The organism is Thermorhabdus hydrogeniformans, assembly GCF_049310025.1.
Classification (GTDB): Bacteria; Bacillota; Thermosediminibacteria; order Thermosediminibacterales; family Tepidanaerobacteraceae; genus JBJYKD01.
The window spans coordinates 112309-138607 of record NZ_JBJYKD010000001.1 but is presented as its reverse complement, the minus strand read 5'-3'; the positions used below and the strand labels follow the sequence as shown (position 1 = coordinate 138607).

The following is a 26299-nucleotide window of genomic DNA, read 5'->3' as shown; positions in this document are numbered from 1 at the left end:
ATGATGAGGGGGGAGACCCCCTCTATTTAAGTTGGATCATTCGATTGCCATAAATAATTATAATATTCAAAAAAAAAAAAAAAAAAAAAAAAAAAAAAAAAAAAAAAAAAAAAAAAAAAAAAAAAAAATTAAAATTATAAAATTCAAAAAATTGAAGAAGGATTTTGGTAAAATATGTCGAATTTTAAAATATAAATTTTTAAGTGAGAGATCATTTTATGTCTTTTTAAGACATATGCTTTTTCATGCAACTTGCTTATAATATTTAAAAAATTTTATAAAAACAGGAGGTCATGCGTGGATATGTCAGAAAAAAATTTTAAGGCACTTGCCCCGTTAAGCGGCGAAGGAACAGATACCGCAAGGAGTGACAAAATTGATGTAAGTCCGGTTCAAACAGCCAGGTCCATAGACAAAAAGCAGCTTGAGATGCAGAGAAAAAAGGCTCGCACCTTTGCAAAGAAACAGCAGGCGGCGGAGAGAATTGCGGCTGCCACTGAAGAACTGTCATCGGGTGTGGAGGAGGCTTCAGGAGCAGTAGAGGAACTGAGGTCTTCCATGGAACAGATTGCCAGCGGAGCGGAGGAAGCAAGCAAAGCCACCCAGGAATCACTGGCGGCCATTGAGCAGATAACCAGAGGGTCAGAGCGGGCGGCGGAAAATGCCCGGTTGGCGCTGGACCGGGGGAAGGCCATTCAAACGCTCGTTGAAAAAACGGCTGAGGACATAGAAAAACTTATAGAAGGTGTTAACAAGGCGTCTTCTAAAAATGAGGAGTCGGCAAGGCTTGTGGCCCAACTGGAAAAGCAGGCGGAAAACATAGGCAATATAATTAAGACGGTTGTCAGAATAGCCGATCAGACCAATTTACTGGCGTTAAATGCGGCAATTGAAGCAGCGCGGGCCGGAGAGCACGGCAAGGGATTTGCCGTGGTGGCCGATGAAGTAAGGGTACTGGCGGAGACTTCTGAAAAGGCAGCCAACGACATAAGAGAAGTTGTAAATAACATTCAGCAGGAGGTAAAGGTTGTAGTAGATGCGATTAATGATTCAGCGGCCAAAGCGCGCTCCCAGGTGGAAAAAGGAAAATCAATAAATGAAGACCTGATTTCTGTTGTCAGGGCAATGGAAGAGGTGGTAAAAGCCGCTACCATAATAAACGACCTCAGCCGCCAGTCGCTTGCTGCTGTGCAGGAATTCCAAAAGGGAGCAGAAATGATAGCAGGCGGCGCAGATGAGCAGGCCAAAGCGACGCAGGAATCCCTCCAGGCGATAGACCAGCAGACGAAAGCCCTTTCCGACATAAGTCAGGCAGCAGCGGAACTTGCTGAAATGGCAGAGGAATTGAAAGCTTCTACCGATACTCAAAAATCGGCCGAGAGCCTTGCGGCTGCGGCGGAAGAACTTTCTGCTGCCATTGAAGAAACAAGCAAATCGGCAGATCAGATCATGGTGGCGCTCGCGCAGATATCCAGGGGCAGTGAACAGCAGGCAGGGGCGGCCGAAGAATCTTCCGGAGCTGCGGCGCAAATAGAGAAAGGGATGAAGACAATCAGCGAAGAGGCGCAATCATCCTTAAACAGGGTTAAAGAACTATCAGAATTGCTTGAGCGCAATAAAGCAAATGTAGACCTGCTGATTTCCGGGATTTTGGAGGCCATGAATGCGAATAAACAAAATATTGAAAAGATAAAGACGCTGGAATCCAGGGCCAAAGAAATAGACAAAATTGTGGATACCATAGCCACAGTAGGTATTCAGACGAATATGCTTGCTGTAAGCGGAGCGATAGAGGCGGCAAGAGCAGGGGAATACGGCAAAGGGTTTGCGGTTGTCGCATCGGATATAAGAAATTTGGCGCAGGACAGCGCAAGCAACGCTGAACAGATAAAAGAGCTTGTAAAGTCTATACAGGAGCAGATAAAGATTGTTTTGACGGATACGGAAGCAATAGGCGAGTCTACAGTGCAGGAGGTAGAAAAAGCAAAAAAGACTTCAAAGGATCTCGAGCAGATAGAAAAAGACATGAAGACTATAGTAAAGGGTACGGAAGAAATTGCTGAAGAGGCCAGGCAGAGTGTTCTGGCCATTGAGGAGGCAAAAAAAGGTGTGGACCAGATTGCATCTGCTGCAGAAGAGGCGGCCAGAGCCGCACAGGAAGCGGCTGCGGCTGGTAAGCAGCAGGCGGAAGGCGTGAGAGAACTTTCAAGAGCCATTGAAGAGATTGCGGCACTGGCCGATGAACTGCAGCAATCTTGAGTTCGGAAAAGAATTAATTGATAGGGTGATAATTTTATGGAATTAAATAGGAGTGAAAGGGCCATTGACAGCAGCAACCAGTACATTACCTTCTATCTGGGCGATGAGATGTACGGTGTGGCTATACAGTATCTGCAGGAAATAATAAGAGTTCCGGAGGTGGTAAAGGTCCCGCGCGTCCCTCTGTATATCCGGGGCCTTGCCAACCTGAGGGGAACCATCCTGACGATTGTGGATTGCCGGCTGCGCCTCGGGCTTGCGAAAGAGGAAGATACTGAGGCAAGCCGCGTAATCGTGCTCACATCGGATGATAAAAAACTTGGGTACGTGGTAGACCGGGTAGCCGGAGTAATATCTATTCGAAGGGAAGAGATAGAGGAAATATCCGGGGCGGAAGCTAAAGGAGATTTTCTGGAAGGCGTGGCAAGAATCGAAAACGGCGGCAAGTTGGTTATGCTGCTGGACGCAAAGCGGCTACTTAAATCCTGGGATGGAGAAGCCGGCAAAAGAGATGTAATTAACCGGATAAAAGTCAACGAAGATAATAAGAGAAATGAGGATTCTGCCGGTGAAGAACAGCTGCAGCTCATCAGCTTCAAGATAGGTGACGAGGAATATGGGATTGAGGTGGCTAACGTCCAGGAGATAGTCCGTTTCTCCGAAGAAATCAGCGAAGTTCCGAACACCCAGCCTTATATTCTTGGAATCATTTCTCTTCGCAACAAAGTATTGCCGATAGTTAGCCTGCGGCGGTTGTTTCGCATGGAGGAATGCGCCTTTGATGAGAAGTCAAGGATCATAGTAACTCATATAGATGAAGAAGACTGTTCGTATACAGTTGGATTTAGAGTCGATGTGGTTTCAGAAGTGCTGCGCGTCGCAAAAACGTCAATTGTCTCCATGCCGGCGCTTTTAAAAGACAAGGATAGCGAAGAGATAAGCGGAATATGCAAGCTCGAGGGCGGCAGGCGGCTGGTTTACGTGCTTGACCCTAAAAAGATGTTTTCCCGCAGGCTGAAAGATAGTGCTGATATATTGCGGTCTTGTGGAGATGATGGTGGGATGGAATTTATTGAAGAGAAAGATGAAGAGGAACAGCTGGTGAGTTTCGTTGTGGAAGGTATAGAATGCGCATTTTCTATAGAAGACGTAAGGGAGATAATAAGGCTGACGGATATAGTGGCTGTTCCCAAGGCGCCGGATTTTGTGGAAGGAGTTATAAATCTTCGCGGCGTAATCGTGCCGGTCATTGATCTTCGCAAAAAGTTCGGATTAAAGGAAAGCGACCGGGGCGAGCATAACAGAATAGTGATCGTGGAGATTGCCGGCAGGTGTACAGGCTTTATTGTAGATTCGGTTAAAGAGGTTCTGAAAGTGAAGCGTTCCCAGATAGAAAGCACGCCTGAAATTCTGATGGCTGAAATAGAGCAGAGGTTTATCAGAGGTATAGCGAAATTCGATGCAGTAAACAGGATGATAATTCTGCTTTCTACGCAAGAAGTCCTGTCGTGGAAGGAAAAAGAGGAGCTTATGGAAATCGATGAAATAAAGCAAGGAGAATGATTTCAGGTATGGTTAAAAAAATCCGCGTGCTTGTAGCGGACGACTCTGCTTTCATGCGCAGGTGCTTAAAAGACATTCTGGAGAACGAAGAAGACATAGAGGTGATTGACACTGCCCGGGATGGCCGTGAGGCGGTGGAAAAGACGCTGAGACTGGACCCCGATGTGGTCACACTTGATATAAATATGCCGCACATGGATGGTCTTACGGCCCTGCAGCATATTATGTCCCTTGCGCCATGTCCGGTTGTCATTATTTCATCCCTGACTACGGAGGGAGCCTTAACCACCCTTGAGGCCCTTGAGCTTGGAGCCGTTGATTTCGTAGCAAAACCCGGAGGTACTGTCTCGTTCGGGATTAAGCAGTTGGCAGATGAAATTGTGGCAAAAGTGAGGGCGGCGGCTTTTTCGAACAGGAAATCGATAGGCCGTGGGAGGTCTTGCGGAAAATCTGCCGCTGCAATTAAAAGGCAGGGCGAATACGGAAAGAAAAATCCGGCCAGGCTTTTGAAGAATGAAATTGTGGTAATTATGGGGGTTTCAACCGGAGGCCCGAAAACTCTGATGGAAATATTGCCGCGCCTTCCTTCCGATTTTCCGGGGGCAGTGCTGGTGGTTCAGCACATGCCCCCGGCTTTTACGGAATCTTTTGCAAGGCGCCTTGACCAGTACTGCAATTTGCCTGTAAGGGAAGCGATCGACGGGGCTGCTGTGGAGCCGGGAACGATTACCGTGGCAAAAGGGGGGTGGCATCTTGTGGTGGAGCGGGATGCCGGGAAATTGGGCCTAAAAACCAGACTGACGGGGAAGCCTGAAGATGCGCTGTACAAGCCTTCCGTTAACGTAACCATGAAATCGGTGCTTGAAAATATGGATGGCCGGAATATTATAGGAGTGCTGCTTACCGGTATGGGCGACGATGGAGCCGAGATGATGGTCGAGATAAGAAAAAAGGGCGGATTGACAATTGCAGAATCGGAAGAGACGGCGGTGGTTTACGGTATGCCCAGAGCGGCCATTGAACGGGGTGGAGCGGATATAATAGCACCCGCCTACAAAATTGGCGATATCATATTAAAGAAGGTGAATGAACATGCAAGAGTCTCGCATAAATGAGCTGTTAAATTTGATGAGAAACGGCAAAAGCGAAAATGAACGCATCATGGCGGCGCTTGACCTTGGAGAGGCCCAAGGCGAAAGAATTGTGGAAGCCCTTGTAGGGCAACTTGAGGTGGAAACGAGCAGGGCGGTTCAGGAAGCGATAATAAGTTCTCTTATTAAAATAAGGGACAGGTGTGTGGCGGAGTCTGTGGCGGAGCTTTTAAAAAGTGAGGATGCGTATATTAGAAACGCTGGGGTCGAGATACTTGCCCTTATCGGAGATTCGGCGCTGGACGTGCTTGAAAAAATGATTAAACACCCCGACAAAGATGTCCGTCAGCAGGCTGTCGTTGCTTTGGGGGAAGGGCGTTTAAAGGCAGCGCCGGCGCTTTTAAAAAGGGTGATAGAAGAAGATGAGGATGAAAACGTTGTGGCTGCGGCGATTGAGTATTTGGGTGAAATTGGCTGCGGCAAGGAAGACGGGGAAGCAATAAAGCGGGCTGCCCGCCGTTTTTCCAGCCCGTTTTTTGACTATACTGTGAAAACCGCTATAGGAAAACTGATGGAATGAAGGGTGTTTTGAGATGAGGTGCAAAAGTGACGGTTGAAGAATTTGTTAAGCTAAGAGATTTTATATACAGGAAAACCGGAATTTACTTTGAAGAGCATAAAAAGTATTATGTCGAAAGCAGAATAGAAAACCGCATTAAGGCAACCGGTCATCAAAATTTCAGAAGTTACTTTGCGTGGCTGCGATTTGATGTGATGGAGCAGGAACTTCAAGAGCTGGTCAATCTTTTAACGGTAAATGAGACTTATTTCTTCAGAGAATATTATCAATTGAAATGTTTTGCGGAAGAAGTTCTGCCTGAGATTCTGGATAAAAAGCGTGGGGAAAAACTTCAAAAGATCCGTGTCTGGTCAGCCGGGTGTTCTACGGGCGAAGAACCGTATACGCTGGCCATAATTATGGAAGAAATGCTCAAAAGCATGGAAGGAGTGGCCTGGGAGGTTCATGCGACTGATATCAATACGGCGGTTATGGAAAAAGCTGAGCTTGGTTTGTATTCGGAAAGGTCCGTCCGGTTGGTGCCAGAGGAGTATAAAATGCGCTACTTTTTAAGACGCGGAGATTTTTATGAAGTAATACCACACATTAAAAACAAGGTTGAGTTCTATCGGTTAAATTTAATGGATGCGGCGGCAATGCGGAAAATGATGGATTTTGATGTGATTTTTTGCAGGAATGTCCTGATTTATTTTGATGACGCATCGCGAAGGCAGGTGGCCCTTTACTTTTATGAAGCCCTGGCGGAAGGCGGCTATATATTTTTGGGCCATTCGGAGTCGATGAGCCGCATAACTCCTGTTTTTAAACTGCGTCGATTTAAGAATGCATTTGTATACCAGAAATGAGGTGGGAAGAAGCATTATGAAATTCCGGGTGTTAATCGTAGATGATTCTGCTGCGGTGCGAGGCTTTCATGGCTCGATACTTCGGGATGCGGGTTTTGAGATAGAAGAAGCCGCCAACGGTTATGAAGCCCTGGAAAAATATTTTAAAAACAAATTTGACCTTCTCTTGGTTGACGTAAATATGCCTAAAATGCATGGATACGAGCTGATAAGACAGATAAGGCGGCATGGGCTTTACGGTTTTGTCCCCGCCATAATCATCTCCACAGAATCGGGAGAAAATGACTATTTGGAGGCCTTCCGGGCCGGAGCCAATCTTTATTTAGAGAAACCTGTCGATCCGGTTTGCCTGCAGCTTTCCGCAAGGATGCTGACGGGGATTAATACGGGCGGCAATAGATTATGCACAATTCGGGAAGAAAGAAAAAAGTTTTTGAGTGAATTGCTGCATGATAAAGACGGCGATATATACGAGGTATCGCTGCAGACAGCCGACTCCGGCGCAATGGAGGTTGATATACTTGATGTTTTCTGCAAACTGAGAGAAATCGGAGAAGTTGTACATATTGCTGCTGATACGCGGGAATTGCCTTCACTTCAAGATTTTGACCCTTCTATACCTTATGTGTCATTGACTTTTATTGTCGTGACCGGTAAAAACGCGCAGGAGATAGAAAATGTTGTAAGGGGAACAGCAGGACCGGAAAGTAGTATGAGGGTACTTGTGTCCACAGTAAGCCTGGACGAAGTTGGGGATATTGTAGAGGGTAGAAGCAATTCTGAGACTATTTCTGTTAGTGAAGATAAGGTAAACGAAGTGCTGGATCTGATCATTTCCCAGCAGGAGGTATTCTACAAGATTGTACAAACCCCGGAAGAACAGCGTTCGAGGGGGGAAATGGTAATAAACCTACTGCAAAAAGCAGCCGAATCCATGGGCTGGATTGCAAAAGGAGAAAGCCTGATTGATGCATATGAAAAAAATAAGGGCAAATGGCCTGAGAGGTTTTCAGCGCTTATCAGTTGGATAGTGGACGATAAAGGAAAAACTGCCAAAAAAGAGCAGGTTAATATCAGTAAACCGGCGGCTGTGGAAAGGGATGAAAAAGTTGCTGCAAAAACCAGCAGGGGTGACGGCGGTTCGGAGAGCGAAACAACAAAAACATTGAAGGTGGAACAGTCTAAAGTGGATGAACTCATGAATTTGGTCGGTGAACTTATTGTGGCGAACAACGGGCTTTCTTATATGATAAGAAAGGTAGAAATAAAATACGGTTTGTCGGAGATAACAAGAGAGCTGAAGGAACGGCAGGTTTTGCTGAACAGAATAGGAAAGGATTTGCAGGATATAGTTATGGGCTTACGGCTTCTCCCTGTGCGCTATATCTTCGACCGTTTCCCCCGGATGATTCGCCAGATCAGCAGGAAGTTGAATAAGAAGGTGCGCCTCGTCACCGAAGGTGAAGAGACACAGATAGATAAAAATATAGTAACGGCTCTTTACGATCCTATGCTGCACATAATAAGGAATGCGATAGACCATGGCATTGAAGAACCCGAAGCGCGGTTGAAAAACGGCAAACCGGAAGAAGGCACGCTTGTTATGAGCGCCCAGCGCGTAGGAGACAAGGTCATGGTTGAAGTCAGAGATGACGGGCGCGGCATCGATCCTGATGTTGTACGGGCTAAAGCGGTTGAAAAAGGGTTTGTATCTATTGAAGAAGCAGCCGCGATGAAAGATGACGAAGCATTAGAACTTTTATTCCTACCCGGTTTCAGCACTTCGGAAGGTGTAACCGAACTGTCCGGCAGAGGTGTGGGAATGGACGTAATCCGGGACACGGTTAAAAAACTCGGAGGCAATGTGCGCGTGGTCAGCAGGGTGGGGAAGGGAACTTCTGTATTTATGGAACTGCCCGTGACCATGGTGACGTCGAGGGTGCTGCTCATTACCGTGCAGGGCCGGCGTTACGCTTTCCCGCTCGAGAGTGTGCGCGAGATGGTAAAAATCAAAGCGGTTGATGTAAGGAGGATGAAGGGGAAAGAAATAGTTGTCCTCAGGCAGGAGGTAATGCCGCTCTTGAGGCTGCAGGAGTTTATGGGTCTTCAAGATGATATGCAAAAGGAGCATGAGTTTGAAGAGATTCCGCTGGTTGTGTTAAATAGCGGCATGGCAGTTATGGTGGATGAATTTGTCGGGGAGCAGGAAATAATCGTTAGGCCGCTCTCGGAAGAATTTTCGTCTGCCACGTGTTTTTTAGGTGCAGCCATTTTGGGAGATGGAAATATTGTGCTTGTCCTGAATCCCGAAGAACTGGCGGGAGGGGTTTAAATGGAATGGAATTACCTTGATGCATATATTGAAGAGACTGGGGAGCAGCTTTCAAGGTTAGAACAGCTTCTTCTGAAATTGGAAAAAAAACCTGAACAACAGGATATTCTGAATGAGATATTCAGGGTTGTGCACACATTGAAAGGTTCGTCAGCCACCATGGGTTTCGGTGAAGTGGCGGATTTCAGCCATAAAATGGAGAACCTTTTTGAAAAGCTTCGAAAAGGTGAGATGGAGATTAATGATGAACTGGTGGACATTTTTTTTGAATGCCTTGACGCCCTTAAAGAAATGACCACTGCGGCGATTAAAGGAGAAGCTTATAACGGCAATGTAAATGAGCTTACGGAGATTATAAACAGTTTAATACATACAGGCTCAAGCGGTAAAATTAAAAATCAGGGTGAAAATACCAAATGGCGGGTATCGGTAAGGATAAACAGTGACTGTACTATGAAAACTGCTCGCGCCCTGGTGATAGAAAAGTATATCGAGGAAATGGGGAATATATTAAGCATTGATCCACCTGTTGACATCTTGATAGGAGAAAAACTTGAATGTGAAGAAATATCGGCGGTAATTGAAATTCAAGGAGACATCGAAGATGTGGTTTTGGGGCTGAAAAATATACCGGATGTGGAGAGTGTAAAAATAAGACAGGCTACCGAAAACTTTGGCAGCGTGATAATAGATTTGAGCGTAACACATAAACCAGAGGACCTCAAGCGTTTAAGAAAAGCGTTGATACGCGCCGATGAAGTAAGGCTTGTGTTCGGCGAAAGATGTAAAATAAATCTGGCACTGCTGCAGCTTGTACTTGCCGCCCACAGGGAAAACAAATTGGTCCGTTGCGAAAGAGGCGGAGGCCCTGCTTTAAAAATGTTGAAGCTAATGGGTGTATTGTAATTTAAAGGTATACTTGGTTTTTAATTGGGAAAAATATATTCGTAAGACGACATTTTGCAAAGACATGAAAAGCGGGTGGTGGAGTGTTCGGTTCCCGTAAATCCGGCAGATTTCGTGCTCCGGGCAAGGACAGCAAGAGAAAGCAGGATGACCTTTTGAACGACCGATCAACGGCCGGAGCAACCCATATGGAATCTTTAGAAAACCTGCTCCTCAGCAGGGACCTGGAAAGCAACCTGAAGCAACTAAAAACCATTCTCAATAAATGCAGTGATGTAATTTACAGGGAGTTTGTTTTTGCTCAGAATGAACAACTTAGGCTGGCGTTAATATATACGGACGGCCTTGCGGATAAAGCCCAGGTAAGTGACCAGATTATGCGTGCCCTGGCCCTGGAGGTGCCGATGGCCGTTCCGGGTCGTGTGATCACCAAAGCACAGGCTCTGGAATTCATTAAACAGCGAGGCCTGTGCATACATCAGATTAAGGAAACGAATAAAGTGAGTGATGTGGTCCATGCGATCCTGTCGGGGGACACCGTTTTGCTGGTGGACGGGCATGACACCGCCATAGTCAACGGGGCGAGGGGCTGGGAATCGCGGTCCATAACCGATCCGGAAGCCGAGCCGACCGTGCGGGGGCCCCGGGAGTCTTTTGTCGAGTCCCTGCGGGTCAATACATCGCTTTTACGGAGGAGGATAAAAAACCCGAACCTGAAAATTGAGGCTTTTAGGTTGGGGCGGGTTACCAACACCGATGTGGCCATAGCTTATATCGAAGGCATTGCCAGCGATAAGCTGGTAGCAGAAGTGAAGAACCGGCTCCAACGAATTAAAGTTGACGCTGTCCTGGAATCGGGCTATATAGAGGAACTTATAGAGGAGGAATCATGGAGCCCCTTTCCTACCGTGAATCACACCGAAAAACCGGACCGGGTAGCGGCTATGCTGCTGGAAGGGCGGGTGGCAATCTTTGTGGACGGCACCCCTTTCGTCCTGACCGTACCCAGCCTTTTTATAGAATATCTTCATGCTTCCGAGGATTACTATGAGCGGTTTTTGTTTACTTCGGCGGTGCGGATTATACGTTTTTTGGCGGCGTTTATATCACTTATTCTGCCTTCTCTGTATATTGCCATAGTCAGCTTTCATCCTGAGCTGTTGCCCACATCGCTATTACTGAGTATCGCGGCTCAGCGGGAGATGGTGCCCTATCCAGCCTTTGTGGAGGTATTTTTTATGGAAGTGACTTTTGAAGTTTTAAGGGAAGCAGGTATCCGACTGCCGCGACCTATTGGCCAGGCGGTGAGCATAGTTGGCGCTCTGGTCATCGGCGAGGCGGCTGTTCGGGCCGGTTTGATCGCCGCCGCCACTGTCATTGTGGTGGCCTTTACCGGCATTTCCTCCTTTACCTTTCATTACAGCGCCAGTATTTCCTTTCGCCTCTTACGTTTTACCCTGATGGTTTTTTCAGGCACCCTGGGTCTGTTCGGGTTGACCAGTGGTCTGGCAATTATCGGGGTCCATCTGTGCACCCTGCGTTCTTTCGGAGTTCCATACCTGTCGCCGGTGGTTCCAACAGCCGGTGCAGACCTGAAAGATGTGGTATTCCGGGCGCCATGGTGGGCGATGTTCACCAACCCGCGGGCTATTGTCGGATACTATCAGGAAAGACAAAAATATGGATTAAAACCGGCTCCACCGGACAACCGGCAGAAAACTTGAAGGGGAAATTATATGCTTGAAAAGGGTAGAATTGGCGGCGATCAGGCGGTTATGTTAATGGTTAACGTGATTTTACCTACGGCGCTCCTCAGTATACCAGCCATAACCGTAAAGTTCGCCAAACAGGATGCATGGATATCAATTATTATTGCCACCTCTGTCGGGTTTTTAATTGCACGTATTGTGGCGAATCTGGGCCTCCGATTCCCGGGTAAAACCCTATTTGAATACGCGGAGGAAATTCTGGGAAGGATTCCGGGAAAGATCGTAGGCTTGCTTTATATCTGGTGGTTCCTGCATATGAACGCAGAAGTGATCCGGGAGTTTGGGATCTTTCTGGTGGCGACCATAATGCCGGAAACACCGATCGTGGTTTTTCAAATTTTTGTTGTTCTCGTGGCAGCCTATGCGGCTCGAAATGGACTGGAGGTTTTAAGCCGCTTTAACCAGCTGTTTGTTTTGATACTGGGATTACTGGCCATAGTTTTTGTATTGCCCATTAAGGATATGAAGCTGACCAGGTTGCTGCCTGTTTTCGACACGGGCCTGCTTCAGGTTTTGAAGGGAGCCGCTATGCCCGCCAGTTGGCTGGGGGAAATCGTTACTTTTGCCATAATTCTTCCTTATGTTAATCTTACTAAGCCGAATGATGCACGGCGGATAGCCGATTTCTCCATTCTGTTGACCGGTTTTCTTTTATCAGCAAGCGTACTGGAGACGTTACTTGTGTTCGGCCCTTACATGACGTCTGCGATGATTTATCCCATCTTCAACGTGGTACGCGAGATTTCTATCGCCAATTTTCTGGAACGTCTTGATTACGTTATTTTTATAACATGGGTGCTTGGAGGTTTCATAAAAGTAGGGGTATTTTACTTCGTCGCTGTTTTGGGAAGCGCTCAGTGCTTTGAGCTTAAAGACTACCGGCCGCTGGTGGCGCCTGTGGGAGTGGTTCTGGTGGCATTATCAATACTCATACATGAGGGTGTTGTAGACCAGCTTGATTTTATGGCCAGGACCTGGCCGCCATATGCGCTGATCGTGTTCGAAATGGGCATCCCCCTGGTGCTGCTGTTTGTTACCCTGCTTAGGGGAAAAGGAGGAAAAAATATTTGATCAAAAAGATTTCCATCCTGCTCTGCTGTTTTGCTTTAGCCGGTCTTCTGGGAGGCTGCTGGAGTCGCAGAGAGATAAATGAGGTGGCCATTGTTCTGGGAGCGGGAGTTGACTGGACGGAAGGCGACCGCATCAGGTTGACGGTGCAGATAGCCATACCCGAAGCTTTCGCTGCCGGAGGCGAGGGTGGGAACATAGGGAAAGAATCTTCAAGCCTGGTGGTCTCAGCAGAAGGCGCAACAATTGAAGAAGCCGAAAGGTATCTTGCCATGAAGGTCCCCCGGGATATTTACTGGGGTCACTCCATTGTTCTGGTCATCGGAGAGCAAATGGCCAGAAAAGGAGTGCAGATGGTTACGGATTTCTTTGAGCGGGACAGGCAGCCCAGGGAGACCATGTGGATTATGGTGGCCAAAGGAGAAGCAAAAGACTTTTTAGAAACCTATTCTGATCTGCAAAAGACGTCGGCCCAGGCAGTAGGCTTTTTGACAAGAAAGCGAACCGGTTATCCCGTGCAGCTCAGGGAATTTGCGGAAATGCTGGCCAGCAAAGAGATACAGCCGGCGGTTACCGGAGTTGAGGTTAAAGAAGCAGGGGTTGCCCAGGGGCCCAGGCAGGAAAGCAGGTCCCCGAGTCACAAGCAGGTGATGATTTCGGGGGTGGGTATATTTAAAGAAGACAAACTTGTCGGGTGGCTCGATGACCACGAAACAAGGGGGCTGATGTGGCTTAAAGGTGAATCCATGGATGGAGTAATTACTGTCCCCAGCCCGAACGAGCCGGATAAAAAGGTATCCATCAGGATAAGGCGGGGAAAAACGGGGATTGAAGCGGAAAGCGGCGGTGAGTACCCGCGATTTAACGTTAAAATAAAGGCAGAAGGAGATATGGTGGAACAGCAAAGCCGCCAGAACCTGGCCGAACCGGAAATGATAAAAGCTCTGGAAAGCGAAATGGCCGATGAAATCAAAAAGAGAGCGACGGCGGCACTGAGGAAAGCCCGCGATGAGTATGGGGTGGATGTGTTCGGCTTCGGCCATGCTTTTCACCAGAGATTCAAAAAAGACTGGCGGGAATTAGAAGACAGGTGGGACGAGGTGTTCAGGCGGGCGGAGATAAACATTACAGTGGAAGCTTACGTCCGGGAGATAGGCCTTTTAACCAGACCCCTCGGCACCCCGGAAGAATAGATTTCTGGATAGAAAAAGAGAATCTCAGGGAGGATGATACCATGATCGTATTGCTGTTGGTATTGTTTGCCGGTATTATCATGTTCGAGGTACCGGGCTTGATAAAGAAAAAGATGTGGCGGGAGTTAGTAGCCTTCACTGTATATCTGTTAATCGGTATGGCCTTAAGCATCCCGCAGGTAATGGGATTAAAATTACCCAATCCCAACAGAGCCATTGAGGCGCTGTTCGAGCCATTATCGGAGCTGTTGAAATAGAGACCTTTATACGGTTTATCTTGTTGAATTGGAGATTTTTTTACTTTTATTTACAGCCAATTAAATAAAAATTTTTTATCAAAGAAGAAGGATTTTTTAAGTTTATATAGAATAATCTAAACAAACAGTTAAAATAAAAATGATTTATTTTTCGATTTAAATTGTAACCCCTTACAAAAAAGAAAATTGCGAAAAATGACGTCAAATTGTTTTCCGGCAAGGTTTTGAGAGGGGTTTAAAAAAGTCAGCATAATGTAACCGCTTACATTTTTCTTACAAATGTATCAATTTTATATAAAACAAAAATTATAAACGGAGTGTTTAGATATGGCCGCGACAATTTATGATGTAGCCAAAAAAGCCAGGGTTTCCATTGCCACCGTCTCAAGAGTTTTAAATAACAGCGGTGCCGTTTCTGAAAAAACCCGCCAGAGAGTAAAAAAAGTAATGGAGGAACTGAATTATACCCCTAATGTTATAGCTTCTGCCCTCACTAAAAAATCCACGTTGACTTTAGGCCTATTAATTCCCGATATTGCCAACCTGTTTTTTGCAGAGCTGGCGCGTGGGGTTGAGGATGCCAGCAATGATTTTGGTTTCAACATAATAATATGCAATACCGATTACAGCTCCGAAAAAGAAGCTACTTACATAAACCTTTTAAAACAGAAAAGTATAGATGGGTTTATAATCTCCTCGGCGTATTACAATGACCAGAATGTGATCAAACTTTTAAAGGCAAATGTGCCTCTGGTGCTCTTAGGCAGGGATATCGACGATTCTGAAGGCCTGCCGGTAGATATCGTAGGTTCTGATAATGTAAAAGGGGGATATATCGCAACCAAACATCTTATTGAATTGGGCCATAAAAGTATAGCATGCCTGTTGGGGCCCCCGCAAATCAAGGTAAACCTGGAGAGAGAAAAAGGCTACCTGAAAGCAATGGAAGAGGCGGATCTCAAGGTATGTCCCGAAGCGGTCGGATACGGAGATTTTAAGGTTGAATTTGGTTTTAGGAAAACCTTGGATATATTAAAAGGTCCCTGTAAACCGACGGCCTTTTTCGCCGGAAACGATTTGATAGCTCTGGGTGTAATTAGGGCCATAAGACATTGTGGTCTTAAAGTTCCGCAGGACATTTCAGTGGTAGGTTATGACAATACCATGTTTGCGGAAATGATAGATCCCCCGCTGACTACTGTAAACCAACAGATGAGAAAAATGGGATATATTGCGACAGAACTGCTGATAAAGAGAATCAAGGGCGAAAGGGCCACAGGCGAAAAAATTATCCTGGATACAGAACTGGTAATAAGAAAGTCCACGGGAAGGTTGGTGAATAGTTAAATTGATTCCTGTTTAATGTAATTGCATAAGTAAAGGGGGGTGATAAAAGGGGTGGTTTAAATCGGGTCCGTAGATGAAGGGTCTTTTTGACAAGCTCTGAAAACCAGACTAAGGGGGTAGATCTGAGTGAAATTAAACAGGATATTTGCAATCGTGGTGATCGTTTTACTGAGTATAAGCATGCTGGCGGGTTGTGGCAAACCCGCATCTCAGGAAGGTCAGGGGAAACAGGAGAACCAGAATCAGCAGCAAGAAGCTAAAAGTAAAAAGGTTATCGGTGTACTGCTGTGCGATTTCAGCGATCAGTTCCAGGTTTATATGAAGAAGGGCATGGAGGAGGCCGCGAGCAAGCTTGGAGACGAGTATGAAGTACTTTTTTACGATGCAAAGTATGATGCCAACGAGCAGTTAAAACAGGCGGAAAACCTGATTACCCAGAAAGTGGATGCTATTGTCCTTATGGCGGTTGATAGAGAAGCGGCAAAGCCTATGGTCCAGTCCATTCACGATGCGGGCATACCGCTTATAAGCGTGAACCGAATGCTGGCAAATCAGGATTTGGCCGTATCGTATGTGGGTTCTGACGATGTGCAGGCGGGCGAAATCCAGATGAAGGCCATGGCCGAAGCCCTGAAAGGAAAGGGTAACATCGTTGTTCTTCACGGTTCTTACGGCCACGAACCGGAAATCAGAAGGCAGCAGGGTTATATGAACATTTTGAAGGATTATCCCGATATTAAAATCGTAGCAGAAAATACCGGCGATTGGTATAGAGACAAAGGAATGGAAGTAATGGAAAACTGGTTGCAGTCCAAGATTAAAATCGACGGTGTAGCCGCTCACAATGATGAGATGGCGATAGGGGCGTCTATAGCGATTGAGGATGCGGGCCTCACAGGCAAAATAGTAGTTTCCGGAATTGATGCGACACCTGAAGCGATAGATTTTGTAAAGAAGGGCAAAATGAATTTTACAGTTTTCCAGGATGCAAAAGGCCAGGGCAGGACGTCTATAGAAGTCGCCGCAAAAGCCGCTAAAGGAGAAAAAGTGGAAAAAGAATACATGATCCCGTTTGAGCTTGTAACCCCGGATAAAGCTGACGAGTATGTAAAAAGATATCAATAATAAAAGGTTCGGTTGAATAACTTATAATTTCTGTAATAATAAACTTTTTAAGGAAAATGGGAGAGGGTAAGCGCTTTGCGTAAAATGACATTTTGCGCAAATACCTCTCCCGCATATGTGATGCGAAATGGGGTATTGATCGTGGGTGATGAGTATATTCTGGAAATGGAAGGTATAAATAAAGAATTTCCCGGCGTTAAGGCACTGAATAATGTGCAATTAAGAGTCAAAAAAGGGACCGTACATGCCTTAATGGGGGAAAACGGGGCCGGAAAATCCACCCTTATGAAAATTTTAAACGGCCTCTACTCTCCGGATTCCGGGAAAATAAAATTCAAAGGTAAAGAAATTAAATTGCGTTCACCTCATGATGCAATCTGCAGCGGCATTTCCATGATACATCAGGAATTAAGCCCTATTCCACACATGACCGTCGCCGAAAACATATTCCTGGGCAGGGAATCCCTCAGAGGGAGGACCGGACTTGTTAATGATAAAGAAATGGAAGAAAAGACCAAAAAGCTTTTGCAGGCTCTGGATATAACGCTGGACCCGAAAACTAAAATGAAGGATCTCAGCATAGCCAATATGCAAATGGTGGAAATAGCAAAAGCTATTTCGTATAATGCTGAACTAATAATAATGGATGAACCCACGTCGGCTATATCGGAAAAGGAAGTTGAACGTTTGTTTAAGATAATGCGTTCATTAAAAGAAAAAGGCGTATCGATAATCTTTATTTCTCACAGACTTGATGAGATATTCAAAATCGCCGATGAAGTAACTGTTTTGAGGGATGGGGAATATGTTGGCACCGAGCGAATAGAGAACATTACAAAAGACAGATTGATTGAAATGATGGTTGGCAGAGAGTTAAAGCATATGTTTCCGAAAAAAGAGGTGGAGATAGGTGAGGTTATATTTGAGGTAAAGAATTTCACCAAAAGAGGAGTGTTTTACAATATAAATTTCTCGGTGCGCCGGGGTGAAATCCTCGGAATAGCCGGGTTAATGGGTGCCGGGCGAACGGAGGTAGTAGAGAGTATTTTCGGCATTACCAAACCCGATGCGGGAGAAATTTATATAAAAGGGCAAAAAGTAAGAATAAACTCGCCTGTAGATTCAATAAAAAACAAAATCGGCCTGTTAACCGAAGATAGAAAATTGACCGGTTTATTTTCACCCCTTTCAGTCAGAGACAATATAATAATGGCAAGCGTTGACAACTATGTCAGAGGATTCTTAGTGGATGGTAAAAAAGTTTATAAAGAATGTAAAAATATGATTGAACAGTTGAGGATTAAGACACCCGGTTTAGACCAGATCGTAAAGAGGCTGAGCGGCGGCAACCAGCAAAAAATTCTGATTGCCAGATGGCTGCTCACCTGCCCTGAAATATTGATTCTTGATGAACCCACGAGAGGGATAGACGTGGGCGCAAAAGCCGAGATTCACAGACTCATGGTCGGTCTGGCCAGGGAAGGTAAGGCCATTATTATGATTTCTTCGGAACTGCCGGAGGTGCTTGGCATGAGCGACAGGATTATCGTCATGCACGAAGGCAGGGTTACAGGGGAATTAACCAGGGATGAAGCGACCCAGGATAAAATAATGAGATACGCGACAGGATTGGAAGGAAGAAAATAAAGCATTTTGAACTGCAAAAAAACCGCTGTTGGGAGTGAGTGTTTCCATGGAGAGAAACATAGAGTTTAAAGCGGAAACCCAAAAAAAATTCAAAGTCGATTTACAGCGCTACGGTATGACCCTTGTTTTTATTCTGATGGTTGTAATAATGTCTGTGCTTTCTCCCAATTTTTTGGAGCCGCGAAACTTAATGAATGTGGTCAGACAGATTTCCATAATAGCGACAGTCGGTTTTGGCGTCACGATGATTATTATAACCACGGGTATCGATTTGTCTTCAGGCTCCGTTATAGCCCTTGTTTCTGTTATAAGTGCCAGTTTCGCACATCCGGATGAGTACCCGCTCATTGTGCCGATATTAATAGGGATTTTGGTAGGAGGAGTGACGGGTTTTATAAACGGAACACTTGTTGCCAAAGGAAAGTTGCCCCCTTTCATTGCTACACTGGGCATGATGATAGCCGCAAGAGGCCTTGCACTGATTTATAGCGATGGCAGGCCCATAACGAATTTTTCAAGCGCGTTCGATTTTATCGGCAGGGGTTATTTGTTTGGGGTACCTTTTCCAATTTATGTATTGATTATAGTGGCGGTTATTTCACATGTGCTTTTAAAACATACGAAATTCGGCAAATATATTTATGCCATCGGAGGTAATGAACAGGCTGCCGTAGTGTCGGGAATCGATGTTGATAAGTACAAAATAATGGTCTACACTTACGCCGGGTTCATGACCGCAATTGCCGGTATACTTCTGACCTCTAGATTAAGTGCCGGGCAGCCTACGGCCGGGGTCGGGTACGAACTGGACGCCATCGCCGCATCGGTAATTGGGGGAACCAGCTTAAACGGCGGAATCGGGACAATACCGGGTACTGTAGTGGGTGCGCTGATTATGGGAGTTCTGAATAACGGTCTTGATTTGCTGCACGTTTCCGCTTACTGGCAGCAGGTTGTAAAAGGCCTTATTATAGTCGGCGCGGTCCTTATGGATAAGCAAAGAAGAGTTTGAATTTTTGCGGAGGAGATTTAAATGAAGATTTGTTTCAATGAGGCGACCACATTGAAAAATTCGAATCTTGAACAGGATTTGAAGTTGTGCGAAAAATACGGGTACGACCTTATTGAAATAAGGCTGGATAAGCTGAAGGAGTATTTAACAACTTACAGTTTTAAAGATTTATCAAACTTTTTCAGCCACAGCAGACTCAAGCCTTTCGCTTTCAATGCACTGGAATTTGTAACTTTTAGAAATGAATCTGATTACAAAAAGATAAAAGCCGATCTGGAGTTTTTATGCCGGGCAGGCTGCGAGATCAACTGCAAAAAAATAGTGGTTGTTCCAAGTTTCGATATAGGAGGTTATACCAGAAAACAAATCAAAGAAGAATCGATTAAAATCTTAAATGATCTTGCGGATACGGCTGAAAAATATGGTATTGAACTGGCCTTTGAATTTGTTGGGTATCCGAATTGTTCGGTGAACACCTTTGGCCAGGCGTACGATATTGTAAGCGCCGTTGACAGAGATAGCGTAGGAGTTGTGCTGGATTGTTTTCATTTTCATGCAATGAATTCAAAAATAGAGGACCTGAAAAAAGCTGATGCAAATAAGATATTCATACTTCATGTTGACGATGCGGAAGACTTACCGCCGGGCGCTTTAAGAGACGAAAACAGGTTATGGCCGGGGGACGGTGTGATTGATTTGGATCTGATTTTAAACACATTAAAAGAAACAGGGTATGACAGAATGGTGTCTGTAGAATTGTTCAGACCCGAATACTGGAAATGGGACCCGGAAAAGACCATTAAAACGGCAAGAGAAAAGACAGAAAAAATTATTGGAAAGTACTTTGAATTGAAGTAAACATATATACAAATAGAAATAAATATAGAAATAAATATAAATGAAGAAGTTTAATTATAAAAATTAAGAGAACATTTTGCCTTAAGGCCTTTTTCAATGAGGTCTGAAGGCAGCTGGCCAAATAAAATCAAATAACTCTTAAATAACTCTATATGGAGGGATTTTATTATGTCAAAAATGAAAGCGGTTACACTTGTGGCCGACTGGGATCCAAGACCGGATTTTAAGCTCGGGGCAAAGGACATTGAGGGGAAGCAAACTTACCTCGGCAGCAAAGTTTGGAGAAATCCGAGGCTGGAGATCAGAGAATACGACATCCCGAAACCCGGCAAAGGAGAAGTGCTCATCGAAGTTAAAGCATGCGGCATTTGCGGCAGCGATGTACACATGGCCCAGCCCGACGAGGAAGGATACATTTTATATCCGGGCCTTACGGGTTTCCCCTGCATCCTGGGGCACGAACTCGCCGGAGTGGTGGTGGAGGCGGGTCCCGGTGCTATCGACAAAAGAACCAACAAGCCGTACAGGGGCGGCGAAATGGTGTGCGCCGAAGAAATGCTCTGGTGCGGCGAATGCCAGCCCTGTGCCGACGGATGGCCCAATCACTGCGAAAGGTTGAATGAAATAGGGTTTAATGTAAATGGAGCATTTGCAAAATATATTGTATTACCCGCGAAATATCTCTGGAGCCTGGAGCCTTTAAAGAAAAGATACAGAGGCGATGATATATTCCTCGCCGGAAGCCTGGTTGAACCCACTTCAGTGGCATACAATGCGGTCATAGAAAGAGGCGGGGGCATCAGGCCCGGCGACAATGTCGTTGTGTGCGGAGGCGGTCCCATTGGTCTTGCGGCATGTGCCATTTTAAAGAGGCACGGAGCGGCAAGAGTAATACTTTCCGAGCCCTCGCAGACCAGAGCGGAACTTGGAAAGAAGATGGGGGCGGATTACGTTATAGACCCCACAAAAGTGGATTTTGCTGAAGAAGTTCTGAGATTAACCGATGGATACGGCGCCAGCCTTTACCTTGAAGCCGCAGGTCTTCCTACCGTAGTATATCCTGGGATAGAAAAAGCTATTTGGGAAGGCAGGACCCTGAATGCTACGGTTGTTGTGGTGGCAAGGGCCGATGCCAAGATGCCGGTGACAGGAGAAGTACTGCAGGTAAGGCGTGCCAGAATCATAGGGGCTCAGGGGCATTCCGGGCATGGCACATTCCCGAGGGTAATTGAATGCATGGCTACCGGCATGGATATGACACCTCTGATCACAAAGAAAATAAAATTGGAAGAGGTGCCGGAAAACATAGTAAGGCTCAGGACCGACAGGAAAGAGTGCAAGATAACCTGTATAATGGATTAAAACCACTTGTTACTATGCAAAACTTATATGATTGCGGAGCTATGACTGCTCCAAGCCCCAAGTATCGCCAAGTAATGTAATGCTCAGAGTATCTATTTTAAAAATAAATTTAAAAATAAATTAGCAAAATGTCTGGAGGAGATAGACGATGGAGAAACCGAAGGACAAAAAATGGCTTTTAACCGGAAATCCCGCCATAATTTTCGAAGACAATACGGTAGGTCGATTAAAAAAACAGATCTGGGATGCATCGGAAGAAGAGATTGATGCTATATTAAAAGAATACGAAATTCCTTCCGAATCGGAGCTCGGGAAACCGGGGACGTATATCCAGAACACGCCGAGGGTTAAAGTAATCGAAAAACGCAGGAAAAACGATATAGTATTTGTTCCTATCGGGTGCACGGAAAACCACGGCCTTCATGCCAACAGCGGGCTCGATACATTTATGGTTACCCAGATACTAGAAGGTGTCCGCCGCTATACCGCCAAACAGGGAAGAGAAGTAAGCCTGGCATTTCCTCCTTTAAATTACGGAGGACACCCGTACCACCATCTAGGCATGCCCGGCACCATTGTTATGCCAAAAGAAGTGGTGGAAGAGACCGTCATATACACAATGCTGGGGCTGTGGAACGACGGCTTCAGGAAGATAATCCTCGTCAACAATCACGGGCACCTCTGGATGCTTGAATCGGCCATACAGGAATTCATGAAGAGATTCCAGCTGCCCGGCATATTCCAGGTGCTCGACTGGCACAGAGCCGTAAGAGAGTTCTTCTATCCCACCGACAGGGAAGACAGCTTTGAAACCCATTTCGTGCACGCCGATGAGAGCGAGACATCCGTGGCGCTCCTGCTGTTCCCCGGCATGATAGATATGAACGTGGTCCAGGATGCAGAAGGAGAAAGCTTCCTGCCGGAAGGGCATTTTGATACATCGGTTGATCCTTTCGGTCGCCCCCACAGGTGGTCCGAAGGCGAAGGCCATGCGGCAATAGAACGTGCGGCAACGCCGCAGGGTGTTGTTGGAAAACCGAGTATAGCTTCTGTAAAAAAGGCAAAGCGCCCGATTGCGGCAATACTGAAATATCTGACTCTGCTCCATGATCAAATTCTTGAAGCCTTCCCGCCGGGCACCGTGCCGCCTGTGGAAAAGGTGACCTTGCGGTCGGAAGAAGAAATGAAACCTTTCCTGAAAGAGCCGCTTAGTGAAGGCTGGAAGTCGGTATATGAACTGCCAATGATAGGGGTGTTTCATAAGCTGTAATTAAAAACTGAAACAAGGCCTTCGCCGGTATTTGAAAAACCGCCGGCGAAGGCAATTTTAAGGGCTATTGGAACTTTATATCTGAAAAAAACATTAAATCGGGCAGTAAAAAGTGAAATTTTAAGTAGTTGTTGAAAAGGGGGGTTTTTCATGAGTAAAAAAATCAGACTGGGTATAATCGGCGCCGGTAGAATCGGGAAACTGCATTCTGAAAACATCGTTTCAAATTTCAGACATGTGGAAATCAAGTCTATTGCCGATATTTATGCGGACAGGATAAAAGATTGGGCTGCCAGTCTAGGCATAATGAATGTATATAAAAACCACAGGAGCATACTCGAAGATCCCGAAATAGACGCCGTTTTAATTTGCTCGTCAACGGATACTCATGCCCAAATGATTATAGAATCCGCCGAAGCGGGTAAGCACATCTTTTGTGAAAAACCCATTGATTTCGACCTGGCAAGAATCGAAAAGGCTCTGGAAGCGGTCGAAAAAGCTAACGTCAAATTTCAAATTGGATTTAACAGGAGATTCGACCATAATTTTAGGAAAGTCCATGAAATGGTCAGAGAGGGCAGGATAGGAGATTTGCACATCATCAAGATAACGTCAAGGGATCCCGAGCCACCACCCATCGAGTACGTCAGGGTTTCGGGCGGTTTATTTTTGGATATGACGATACACGATTTTGACATGGCAAGATTTCTGACGGGAAGCGAGGTTACCGAGGTGTTTACAACCGCCGCCGTCCTGATTGATCCGGCCATAGGCGAGGCGGGCGACGTGGATACGGCAATAGTAACTTTAAAATTTGAAAACGGTGCCCTCGGCGTAATTGACAACAGCAGGAAAGCCGTCTACGGATATGACCAGAGGGTGGAAGTGTTTGGGTCGAAGGGCTGCATAACCGTGGCAAATGACACTCCCAGTTCCGCCGTTTTGAGCACATTCGACGGAGTTATTGGAGAAAAGCCGAAATATTTCTTCCTGGAAAGATATAAAGACGCCTATGTTGAGGAAATGAGGGCATTTATCGACTGCATAGAAAATGATAAAAAGCCTCCTGTCACAGGAAAAGACGGGCTGGAGCCCGTGCTTATAGGGCTTGCGGCCGGGAGGTCCCTTGCAGAGGGCAAGCCGGTAAAAATAGAGCGGTAAACCATATTTTGAATAAAAACCCGTAATTCACGGAGGTAAAATTGATGAAATTGAGTATATCCATAGCAAAGGAAGCGGGGGAAAATGCCCCGATAGTTTTGAGAGGCGGTTACCGGGAAAACATAAAAAAAGCCGCCGGAATCGGCTACGACTCGGTGGAAATACACGTAAAAGACCCAAAAAACCTTGATGTGGAAGACATATTAAAGACATGTGAAGAAAACGGCATCAATGTGTCCACATTGGGGACCGGTATGGGGTACGTACTGGACGGATTGAGCTTTACCGACACAAATAGCGATGTCAGGGAAAAAGCGGTAGAGAGGATTATCGATCATATCTATATAGCCAGAGAATTTAATGCAAAGGTCATTATCGGCTCTATGAGGGGAAAAATTCCGGATATAAAAGAATATAGAAAATATGAAGGTTATGCCCTGGAGTGCTTTAAAAGAGTTTTAGAACACGCCGAAAAAAACAACGTATACCTGGTCGTAGAGGCAATCAACCGTTATGAGACGAATTTTATAAATAACGTGCAGGAAGGGCTGGAGCTGATAAATAAATTAAATTCAAAATTCGTCAGACTTCACGTTGACACCTTTCATATGAACATCGAGGAGCCCGCTATAGAGGAAAGCATTGAATTGGCCGGAGGATTTTTGGGCCATGTGCATTTTGCCGACAGCAACCGGTGGTATCCCGGTAAAGGGCATGTAAATTTTATTAACGTATTAAAAGCCTTAAAGGGGATAGGATACGATGGCGCCATAGCCTTTGAATGTTTGCCGCTTCCCGACCAAGACCAGGCGGCGATCGGTGCGCTGGAATATATAAGAGCTTTGATGAGCGATATAAAATGAATGAACCCAGGATACGACGTCACTGATTACATTGGAAATTTAATATTTATAAACGCATGGAATGAATTTGTCCTGGCACTTACATTTACGTATAATGAAGCGGCGAGAACCGTTCCCGTAGGTATTGCAATGTTTCCGGGCCTGCACTTTGTTCCCTGGGATACTGTAGCCGCTGCGTCTGTGATGGTAACATTGCCCCCTGTAGTGATGGTTTTGATATTTCGGAACAGAGTAATAGCCGGGCTCACTGCGGGGTCCGTGAAAGGATAAAATTAGGATGACAAGCTCACAGCTTGCATCCTAATTTTTAATATGCTGTAAATATAGTTAAAAATGAGAGAAGGGTGACCGAAGTCAATTATTTTAGAATAGTTTCAATGGACTCAAGGCTTTTTTCATTTCATCCTTTATTTTTTCAAGCCCTTCTCTGGTTTTTGCTTCACACCTCACAATAAGCTCCGGGCCCGTATTGGAGCTCCGGACAAGGCCCCATCCATCGGCGAATATCACCCGGGCTCCGTCCACTTCTATCATGGGATAATTTCCCCGGAAATATTTTTTTACGGCTTCCACCTTTTGGAATTTCTCTTCGTCGGGGCAGGGCACCCGGAGTTCGGGAGTCGAATAGTAATGCGGTACATCGGCCAAAAGCTCCGATAATTTTTTACTGGAGCGAGAAAGGATTCTGAGAAGCCTTGAAGCCGCATAAAGGGCGTCGTCAAAACCGTAGTATTCATCCGCAAAGAACATGTGCCCGGACATTTCACCGGTAAATACCGCTCCAATTTCTCTCATCTTGGCCTTAATCAGCGAATGGCCGGTTTTGTAGAACATGGGATTCCCGCCCAGTTTTCGTATTTCCTCCACCAGGGCCTGGGAGCATTTTACTTCCACTATGGCTGTAGCGCCGGGGTGTTTCGGCAGTATTTCCCGCCAGAAGAGAATCATAAGCATATCCCCGAAGATGACGTTTCCTCTGTCATCGACCACGCCTATGCGGTCTCCGTCACCGTCGAAGCCGATTCCCACGTCCAGGTTTTCCTTTAATACAAGGTCTTTCAGGTCACTGAGGTTTTCAGGTTTTACGGGGTCGGGAAAATGGTTGGGAAAATTCGGGTCGGAAGTGCAGTAAATGGGATAAACATCCACTCCCAGCCGTGTAAAAAGTTTTTCCGCAAACAAAGAAGCAGTGCCGTTGCCGCAGTCCACTCCCACCCGGAGTCTTTTGGAGAGGTGGATTCTGTCGCATATCATGGATATGTAATCTTCCGTCGGGTCCTGATATGAGAGTTTTCCCTTTCCCGAAGCGAAAACGCCTTTTTCCATCATGACCCTGAGGTTCTGGATATCGTCGCCGTACAGAGTCCCGGGACCGAACCCCACTTTAAACCCGTTGAATTGCGGCGGGTTGTGGCTGGCGGTCACCATGATTCCGGGATTGATATTATACCGTATGCGTGAGTAATAGAATACGGGCGTTACGACCGTCCCCAGGTCCACCACATCACATCCGGTGGTCAGGAGGCCTTCTATCAGGGCCTGTTTGAGGGCTGGGGAGGATGCACGGTTGTCGCTGCCCACCACAACTTTTTTTTCACCTTTATCAAGCGCAAAGGTACCAAAGGCTCTGCCCAGAGTATTTGCCACCTCTTCGTTCAGGTCCTCGCCCACAACCCCCCTTATGTCGTACTGGCGAAATATATGGGGATTTATGGTTCCCATGATAACACCTCCGGTAATTACTTGAGTTTATTATTTGCGTTTTTTGTATTCATTATCGACGAAATCTAA

The 26299-nt window shown here is 45.9% G+C and carries 21 protein-coding genes and 1 pseudogene; 21 read left to right on the top strand and 1 reads right to left on the bottom strand.

All coding sequences use genetic code 11. The features are described 5' to 3' along the window. The first annotated feature begins 303 nt into the window (after nt 1-303). From ACKX14_RS00635 to ACKX14_RS00535, 21 genes and pseudogenes are all read left to right on the top strand, one after another. Nucleotides 304-2259 (top strand): methyl-accepting chemotaxis protein, encoded by a 1956-nt coding sequence (locus ACKX14_RS00635; protein ID WP_422443728.1) that lies wholly within the window; start codon nt 304-306, stop codon nt 2257-2259. Between the two features lie 36 nt (nt 2260-2295). Then, a complete protein-coding gene (locus ACKX14_RS00630) occupies nt 2296-3822 on the top strand; it encodes a chemotaxis protein CheW (protein WP_422443654.1) in 1527 nt (508 codons plus the stop codon). Between the two features lie 8 nt (nt 3823-3830). Then, nucleotides 3831-4937 carry a protein-glutamate methylesterase/protein-glutamine glutaminase gene (locus ACKX14_RS00625; RefSeq protein WP_422443653.1) on the top strand — a complete coding sequence of 369 codons (1107 nt, stop codon included), beginning with the start codon at nt 3831-3833 and terminating at the stop codon, nt 4935-4937. Further along, nucleotides 4915-5493 carry a HEAT repeat domain-containing protein gene (locus tag ACKX14_RS00620; RefSeq protein ID WP_422443652.1) on the top strand — a complete coding sequence of 193 codons (579 nt, stop codon included), beginning with the start codon at nt 4915-4917 and terminating at the stop codon, nt 5491-5493. The genes ACKX14_RS00625 and ACKX14_RS00620 overlap by 23 nt, the downstream gene beginning before the upstream one ends. Nucleotides 5494-5519: 26 nt before the next feature. Beyond that, nucleotides 5520-6338: a CheR family methyltransferase gene (locus ACKX14_RS00615; protein WP_422443651.1), complete on the top strand. Its 819-nt coding sequence runs from the start codon at nt 5520-5522 to the stop codon at nt 6336-6338. 16 nt (nt 6339-6354) lie between these two features. Further along, entirely contained in the window at nt 6355-8670 is a 2316-nt protein-coding gene (locus ACKX14_RS00610; RefSeq protein WP_422443650.1) for a response regulator, read from the top strand. Then, on the top strand, nt 8671-9576 hold the full coding sequence (locus ACKX14_RS00605; protein WP_422443649.1) for an Hpt domain-containing protein: 906 nt from the start codon (nt 8671-8673) through the stop codon (nt 9574-9576). Nucleotides 9577-9659: 83 nt separating this feature from the next. Continuing rightward, nucleotides 9660-11300 (top strand): spore germination protein, encoded by a 1641-nt coding sequence (locus tag ACKX14_RS00600; RefSeq protein ID WP_422443648.1) that lies wholly within the window; start codon nt 9660-9662, stop codon nt 11298-11300. Between the two features lie 12 nt (nt 11301-11312). Next, complete coding sequence (locus tag ACKX14_RS00595; RefSeq protein WP_422443647.1) at nt 11313-12416, top strand: GerAB/ArcD/ProY family transporter; 1104 nt, start codon at nt 11313-11315, stop codon at nt 12414-12416. Continuing rightward, nucleotides 12413-13606 (top strand): Ger(x)C family spore germination protein, encoded by a 1194-nt coding sequence (locus ACKX14_RS00590; protein WP_422443646.1) that lies wholly within the window; start codon nt 12413-12415, stop codon nt 13604-13606. Before ACKX14_RS00595 ends, ACKX14_RS00590 begins: the two co-directional genes overlap by 4 nt. Nucleotides 13607-13647: 41 nt before the next feature. Next, entirely contained in the window at nt 13648-13863 is a 216-nt protein-coding gene (locus ACKX14_RS00585; RefSeq protein ID WP_422443645.1) for a hypothetical protein, read from the top strand. A gap of 327 nt (nt 13864-14190) precedes the next feature. Further along, nucleotides 14191-15210, top strand: coding sequence for a LacI family DNA-binding transcriptional regulator (locus tag ACKX14_RS00580; protein ID WP_422443644.1), 1020 nt, complete (start codon nt 14191-14193; stop codon nt 15208-15210). 126 nt (nt 15211-15336) lie between these two features. Beyond that, nucleotides 15337-16335 (top strand): sugar ABC transporter substrate-binding protein, encoded by a 999-nt coding sequence (locus ACKX14_RS00575; RefSeq protein WP_422443643.1) that lies wholly within the window; start codon nt 15337-15339, stop codon nt 16333-16335. A 141-nt stretch (nt 16336-16476) separates the two neighbouring features. Further along, nucleotides 16477-17982, top strand: coding sequence for a sugar ABC transporter ATP-binding protein (locus ACKX14_RS00570; protein ID WP_422443642.1), 1506 nt, complete (start codon nt 16477-16479; stop codon nt 17980-17982). A 46-nt stretch (nt 17983-18028) separates the two neighbouring features. Beyond that, on the top strand, nt 18029-18994 hold the full coding sequence (locus ACKX14_RS00565) for an ABC transporter permease (protein ID WP_422443641.1): 966 nt from the start codon (nt 18029-18031) through the stop codon (nt 18992-18994). A gap of 21 nt (nt 18995-19015) precedes the next feature. Continuing rightward, nucleotides 19016-19852 (top strand): sugar phosphate isomerase/epimerase family protein, encoded by an 837-nt coding sequence (locus ACKX14_RS00560; RefSeq protein ID WP_422443640.1) that lies wholly within the window; start codon nt 19016-19018, stop codon nt 19850-19852. 177 nt (nt 19853-20029) lie between these two features. Next, nucleotides 20030-21214 carry a scyllo-inosose 3-dehydrogenase gene (gene iolM, locus ACKX14_RS00555; protein WP_422443726.1) on the top strand — a complete coding sequence of 395 codons (1185 nt, stop codon included), beginning with the start codon at nt 20030-20032 and terminating at the stop codon, nt 21212-21214. 148 nt (nt 21215-21362) lie between these two features. Next, nucleotides 21363-22484: a 3-dehydro-scyllo-inosose hydrolase gene (gene iolN, locus ACKX14_RS00550; RefSeq protein WP_422443639.1), complete on the top strand. Its 1122-nt coding sequence runs from the start codon at nt 21363-21365 to the stop codon at nt 22482-22484. A 150-nt stretch (nt 22485-22634) separates the two neighbouring features. Then, the gene (iolG, locus tag ACKX14_RS00545; protein WP_422443638.1) at nt 22635-23645 is read left to right on the top strand and encodes an inositol 2-dehydrogenase; all 1011 of its coding nucleotides are present in this window, start codon (nt 22635-22637) and stop codon (nt 23643-23645) included. A 44-nt stretch (nt 23646-23689) separates the two neighbouring features. Then, nucleotides 23690-24508, top strand: coding sequence for a 5-keto-L-gluconate epimerase (iolO, locus tag ACKX14_RS00540; RefSeq protein WP_422443637.1), 819 nt, complete (start codon nt 23690-23692; stop codon nt 24506-24508). Nucleotides 24509-24547: 39 nt separating this feature from the next. Then, a pseudogene (locus tag ACKX14_RS00535) lies at nt 24548-24778 on the top strand (carbohydrate ABC transporter permease); the annotation flags it as partial. Nucleotides 24779-24871: 93 nt separating this feature from the next. Here ACKX14_RS00535 and ACKX14_RS00530 read toward each other — a convergent pair. Then, the gene (locus ACKX14_RS00530; protein ID WP_422443636.1) at nt 24872-26230 is read right to left on the bottom strand and encodes a phosphomannomutase/phosphoglucomutase; all 1359 of its coding nucleotides are present in this window, start codon (nt 26228-26230) and stop codon (nt 24872-24874) included. Nucleotides 26231-26299: the final 69 nt, after the last annotated feature.

Coding starts and splice junctions, on each gene's coding strand:
- ACKX14_RS00635 (WP_422443728.1), top strand. CDS start 304: ATGTCAGAAAAAAATTTTAAGGCACTTGCCCCGTTAAGCGGCGAAGGA.
- ACKX14_RS00630 (WP_422443654.1), top strand. CDS start 2,296: ATGGAATTAAATAGGAGTGAAAGGGCCATTGACAGCAGCAACCAGTAC.
- ACKX14_RS00625 (WP_422443653.1), top strand. CDS start 3,831: ATGGTTAAAAAAATCCGCGTGCTTGTAGCGGACGACTCTGCTTTCATG.
- ACKX14_RS00620 (WP_422443652.1), top strand. CDS start 4,915: ATGCAAGAGTCTCGCATAAATGAGCTGTTAAATTTGATGAGAAACGGC.
- ACKX14_RS00610 (WP_422443650.1), top strand. CDS start 6,355: ATGAAATTCCGGGTGTTAATCGTAGATGATTCTGCTGCGGTGCGAGGC.
- ACKX14_RS00605 (WP_422443649.1), top strand. CDS start 8,671: ATGGAATGGAATTACCTTGATGCATATATTGAAGAGACTGGGGAGCAG.
- ACKX14_RS00595 (WP_422443647.1), top strand. CDS start 11,313: ATGCTTGAAAAGGGTAGAATTGGCGGCGATCAGGCGGTTATGTTAATG.
- ACKX14_RS00585 (WP_422443645.1), top strand. CDS start 13,648: ATGATCGTATTGCTGTTGGTATTGTTTGCCGGTATTATCATGTTCGAG.
- ACKX14_RS00580 (WP_422443644.1), top strand. CDS start 14,191: ATGGCCGCGACAATTTATGATGTAGCCAAAAAAGCCAGGGTTTCCATT.
- ACKX14_RS00565 (WP_422443641.1), top strand. CDS start 18,029: ATGGAGAGAAACATAGAGTTTAAAGCGGAAACCCAAAAAAAATTCAAA.
- ACKX14_RS00560 (WP_422443640.1), top strand. CDS start 19,016: ATGAAGATTTGTTTCAATGAGGCGACCACATTGAAAAATTCGAATCTT.
- iolM (WP_422443726.1), top strand. CDS start 20,030: ATGAAAGCGGTTACACTTGTGGCCGACTGGGATCCAAGACCGGATTTT.
- iolN (WP_422443639.1), top strand. CDS start 21,363: ATGGAGAAACCGAAGGACAAAAAATGGCTTTTAACCGGAAATCCCGCC.
- iolG (WP_422443638.1), top strand. CDS start 22,635: ATGAGTAAAAAAATCAGACTGGGTATAATCGGCGCCGGTAGAATCGGG.
- iolO (WP_422443637.1), top strand. CDS start 23,690: ATGAAATTGAGTATATCCATAGCAAAGGAAGCGGGGGAAAATGCCCCG.
- ACKX14_RS00530 (WP_422443636.1), bottom strand. CDS start 26,230: ATGGGAACCATAAATCCCCATATATTTCGCCAGTACGACATAAGGGGG.